This is a genomic window from Frankia sp. CeRuru1 (genome assembly GCF_977966315.1).
The window spans coordinates 1-4,801 of record NZ_CDWWEW010000387.1; the positions used below are offsets into that span (position 1 = coordinate 1).

Below are 4,801 nucleotides of genomic sequence, written 5' to 3' on the forward strand. Positions count from 1 at the left end.
CCCTGGAGGGGCTGTGGCGGGAGGGCCTGGAAGGCATCTTCCCCTACCGCGGCACCCTGCTGGACGCGGCGGTGGTCGACGAGATCGGCGCACTGGCGCTGCGCTACCTGGCCGGCCGGGAGACGCTGCTCGGCGATCGGATGCGCGCCGGGTGGATCCGCGACGGGCATGGCGACCTGCTCGCCGACGACATCTACTGCCTCGACGACGGACCCCGCATCCTCGACTGCATCGAGTTCGATCCGCGGCTGCGCTTCGGTGACGTCCTCGGCGACGTCGCGTTCCTGGCGATGGATCTGGAACGCCTCGGCGCGCCGGAGGAGGCCGCCGAGTTCCTCGACGCCTACCGGGAGTTCAGCGGCGAGGTGCACCCGCGGTCGTTGCAGCATCTCTACGTCGCCTACCGGGCGTTCGTCCGGGCGAAGGTGACCTGTATCCGGGGCGGGCAGGGTGATCCCGACGCGGCCGAGGAGGCCCGCCGGCTGCTGGCCGTCGCCCACCGTCACCTGCGGGCCGGCCGGGTCCAGCTCGTCGTGGTCGGCGGGCTGCCCGGGACGGGCAAGACGACCCTGGCCGGCCGGCTGGCCGGGGTCGGTGACGGCTGGGTGCTGCTGCGCTCCGACGTGATCCGCCAGGAGTTGACCGGGATGCCCCTGCGTGAGGGTGGGCCGGCCGCGGACACTACCGCCGGCGGGTACGCCAGTGCCCTGCGCAACGCCAGCGCTCCGGCGAACGCCGGCGGCACCGCCACGAGAACCGGAGCCCACGGAACCGGAGCCCGCCGCGACGCCGGTACCGGCGCGGTGGGCGTCGCGCCGGCGGGCGCGCCGGTCGCGGACGGCGACCCCGCGACCTCCGACCCGCGGTTCGGCACCGGGCGCTACGCCCCCGAGATCACCGACGCGACGTACGCCGAGATGCTGCGCCGCGCCGGGGCGGCTCTCGCCCGCGGGGAACGGGTGGTGCTGGACGCCTCCTGGTCGAGCGCGCGTCACCGCCGGGCCGCCGCCGAGCTCGCCGCAAGCGTCTGCGCCGACCTGGTGGAGCTGCACTGCGTGACGGCACCGGAGGTGGCGGCCGCCCGGATCGGCCGCCGCGCCGCCGCGGGCACCGATCCGTCGGAGGCGACGATGGCCATCCACCGGGCGATGGCGGCCCGCGCCGACCCGTGGCCGTCGGCGACGGTGGTACGCACCGCCGTCCCGGTCGCGGAGGCCCTGCAGACGGTTCTCGCCCACCTGGACTGACGCCGTCCGGTGGGTCCGGTGTGACCATCCCGCGCGGCGCCGTCGCGTCTCAGGCCGCCGTCGCGCTTCAGGGCGCCGTCACTTCTCGATGCGGGTGGCGTACACGGCAGCCTGGGTGCGGCTGGACAGCTCCAGCTTCTCCAGGATGGCCGAGACGTAGTTCTTCACCGTCTTCTCGGACAGGTGAATCCGCCCGGCGATCTGCCGGTTGGTCAGCCCCTCCGCGATGAGGACGAGGATCTGGCGTTCCCGCTCGCCGAGGGTGGCAAGCTTGCGGTCCTCGGCCGGGCCCTCCCGCAACCGGGTGAGGACCCGCTGGGTGACGGCCGGGTCGAGCAGGGAACGGCCCGCGGCGATCGTCCGGATGGCGCCGACCAGGTCCGTGCCCCTGATCTGCTTGAGCAGGTAGCCGGCGGCCCCGGCCATGATGGCGGCGAACAGGGCGTCATCGTCGTCGTAGGAGGTGAGGATCAGGCAGCCGATCTCGGGATGCGCCGAGCGCAGGTCCCGGCAGACGTCGATACCGTTGCCGTCCTCGAGGCGGGCGTCGAGCACGGCAACGTCCGGCCTCGTCGCCGGGATCCGGCGCAGTGCCTCCGCCGCGGTGGACGCCTCTCCGACGACCTCGATGTCATCGGTCTCGGAGAGCATCTCGCGGATGCCGCGCCGGACGATCTCATGATCGTCCAGGAGGAAGACCCGTACGGTGCCCACGGTGCCGACGATACTCACGGTGCCGACGATACCGTCCATGGTCGTCGCCCGGACCGGTTCGGCATGGTGCCGGGAGGGTGCGCGGGTGCGGCCGGGCCCGTTGCGGGCCCGTTCGAGCCGTTCGGCGCCTCCGGGTGAACCCGCCCGCGTGAGCGCACCGCCCCCGGCCCGGGGCCCGCAGCGGCTGGCGGCCGCACAACCGGTGAGAGCCGGTGGCTACCCGAGGCGGTTACCCGAGGTGGCTACCCGAGGCGGGCGACGCCGCCGTAGACACTGACCTCGCCCTCGGTCGGCCCCTCGCCCTCGGCGGCGGGCTCCTCCGGCCGCCACCGATGGACCATCTCCACTCCGGGGTCGATGAGCTCCAGGCCGGCAAAGAACCGTTCCACTCCGGCCCGGGTGCGGTGCTGCCCGGGGATGCCCCGGGAGCGGTACGTGGTGAAGAGCTGCTCCATGCCGGGGTTGACGTCGGCGGTGGCGTGGGTGAGCGCCAGATAACTGCCCGACGGCAGGGCCGCCAGCAGCCGGCCGAGGATGCCGTAGGGGTCATCCGCGTCGGGGATAAAACGAAAGATCGCGATCAGGGACAGGGTGACCGGCTGGGTCAGGTCGAGGGTGTCGCGCAGTTCCGGGGTGGCCAGAATGCGCTCCGGGTCGCGCAGATCCGCGTCGAGGTAGGCGGTGCGGCCCTCGGGGGTGCTGGCAAGCAGGGCGCGAGCGTGGGCGAGCACGATCGGTACCACCCCCGGGTTACACACATCCATTGGTGGTGGGGGTGGACACCTCACCGGCCGTCGCCGCCTTCGTCCACGTGCCGGATCAGCCGCCGCGGGTGTATTCGGAGACCCCAGCCGGGGACGTCAGTGTGAGGAACGCTCCGGCGACAGACCAGCTGTAAACTGTCGGCGCGTACCCGGCCGGCTCGAGTGTCAGCGAGTTTCCCTGGACGCTGAAACGGCCGGTGACCGCCTGCCCGGTGTCGTCCAGCTGAAATGTTGTGTCCGGGGCGAAACGCAGTGTCTTGAACGTGCTGTCGACGCTTAGCCAAGTGCCGATGAGAAGCGCGGCGCCCGTCACGCCTCCTTGGCCGGCGTCGACCCTCAGATAGGTGGACGGCCCTAGGCGCAGCGCACCACCGTCCACTGACCAGCTGGTTGTGCTGGGCTGTCCGCCATCGGGCCGCATCGTGATCTGCCGGCCATTCACGGAAGCGATGCCGGACGCGTGAAACCCGCGGCGCTCGTTGTCCGACTGGAATCGGCCGTCCTCGTGGAAAGTGACGAACCAGCTTCCGATGCGCTGCGCGTCGTCGCCGTTCCAGGAGCCGATCAGTTCTGCTGGCAGCCTGCTGGCGGGGGCCGGTTCCGAGCCGTGTCCACCGGAATCCTCTCCCTGTGGTTGCGTTACCGGCAGCGTGGGAGTTTCGTCCTGGTCGTTGGCGCTCGCCATGCAGCCACTGGTCGCTGTGGCGACGACGGCCGACAGGATGACAGCGGTGATGAGCCGCCGGGGACTGCCGCTGTTCCTGTCCATCGGTTTCATTGGTCTCCCATCGCAGGTCAGGCAGGGGGTGACGGCGGAGGCGGTTCCGTGGCATTCATCCAGTAATGGGCGTCGCCGGCGATCTGGGAGTCCGAGGAGCACGTCGGCCTTCTTGTGGCGGGCTGCCAGGTACACCAGTCCGCGCCGGATCTCCTGACCGGTGTGGAGGGCGAACAGATCTGCGATCCATCGGTCCTCGTGGCTGGGCAGGTTGATTTCGGCGAGGAACCAGGCCGCGCTGACATGAACCGAGTTCTCCCGGCCGGTGTCGTGGAGAACCGCTCGGAGCGCCTCCGCGGCCGCCGGATTAGCTAGGCGCGCGAGTACGAGTACCAGCGCGCGCTGGTACTCGTACCGGTCCCCGCCGAGCAGGAGGCGGTGGCCGAGACTGTCGGCGACCGCGGCGGCGAACGGGCTCGCGGCCAGCACCAGGCTGCTTTCTTCGCGTATCCAGCGGTCGTCGCTGAACAGCGCCATCCCGAGAAGCTGGCGCAGGCCGTCCGCTCCGCGGAGGCGGTGAGCGCCGATGATGCTGGCGGTGCCCGTCATGACGTCGTCCAGCAGCCGTCGGCGCTGCGCCAACGGCGGTGCGACGAGCTGGACGAGGTCGACGTCGTCGCAGTAGCGGAGCTGACGATAGACCTTGCCGTAGAGGTCGCTGCCGGGCGGCGAGGCGCACACGAGCAGGCGTGCCGCCTGCTGGCGAACCGTGTGACCGGCCGCCGGATCGTCGAGCACCCTGCGGGCGGCGGCGAGGACGGACGCTCGTTCATCGGCGTCCAGCTGGTCCTGCTGGCCACGCTGCACGAGGCGGGTGAAGGCTTCGAGCGCGGCCCGCAACATCCACGGGTCGACCGGGTCCGTGACCAGCCGGCCGAGCAGCCGCGCCGCTTCGCCCCCGAGAAGGCCCAGCGCCTCGACGGGTTGGGCGGCCCGGCCCGGAGAACACCGGATGACGTCGAGCACGGGCCGGATGATCCCTATGCCGGTCAGCGCCGCCGCCTCACGGAGAAGCCGGAAGTCGCCGACGCACGCCGCCGGCAACAGCGCCGCAAGATTCTCCTGGATCTTCAGGCGCTGCCGTGGGCTCCCGACCGCGTGGAAGACGTGCCCGACGACCAGCCACTGGCCGGCACTCAGCGCGGTGCCGACGCTCGCCTCGTACAGCAGGTCGTGTTCGGCTGCGTTCGGCGCTTCGACCGCGGGCCCGTGGAAATCACCGTGATTGCGGCGAAGGTAGTCGTAGAGATGGGTCAGCGTGCGCGGCGGCAGGCGCAGTGCCTCCTCGTAGGCGGTCA

The 4,801-nt window shown here is 71.5% G+C and carries 4 protein-coding genes; 1 reads left to right on the forward strand and 3 read right to left on the reverse strand.

Going from position 1 to position 4,801, the window contains the following annotated elements; translation table 11 throughout:
- Positions 1–1,247, forward strand: a 1,247-nt coding sequence (locus AC08OP_RS20975; protein WP_476615746.1) for a bifunctional aminoglycoside phosphotransferase/ATP-binding protein, incomplete at its 5' end; no start/stop codon positions are given.
- A gap of 78 nt (positions 1,248–1,325) precedes the next feature.
- Here the strand turns inward: AC08OP_RS20975 and AC08OP_RS20980 are convergent.
- The 3 genes from AC08OP_RS20980 to AC08OP_RS20990 form a co-directional block, all read right to left on the reverse strand.
- Positions 1,326–1,961 (reverse strand): response regulator, encoded by a 636-nt coding sequence (locus AC08OP_RS20980; protein WP_476615749.1) that lies wholly within the window; start codon positions 1,959–1,961, stop codon positions 1,326–1,328.
- 242 nt (positions 1,962–2,203) lie between these two features.
- Positions 2,204–2,692 carry an SAM-dependent methyltransferase gene (locus AC08OP_RS20985; RefSeq protein ID WP_476615747.1) on the reverse strand — a complete coding sequence of 163 codons (489 nt, stop codon included), beginning with the start codon at positions 2,690–2,692 and terminating at the stop codon, positions 2,204–2,206.
- 88 nt (positions 2,693–2,780) lie between these two features.
- On the reverse strand, positions 2,781–4,801 hold a 2,021-nt coding region (locus AC08OP_RS20990; RefSeq protein ID WP_476615748.1), incomplete at its 5' end, for a hypothetical protein.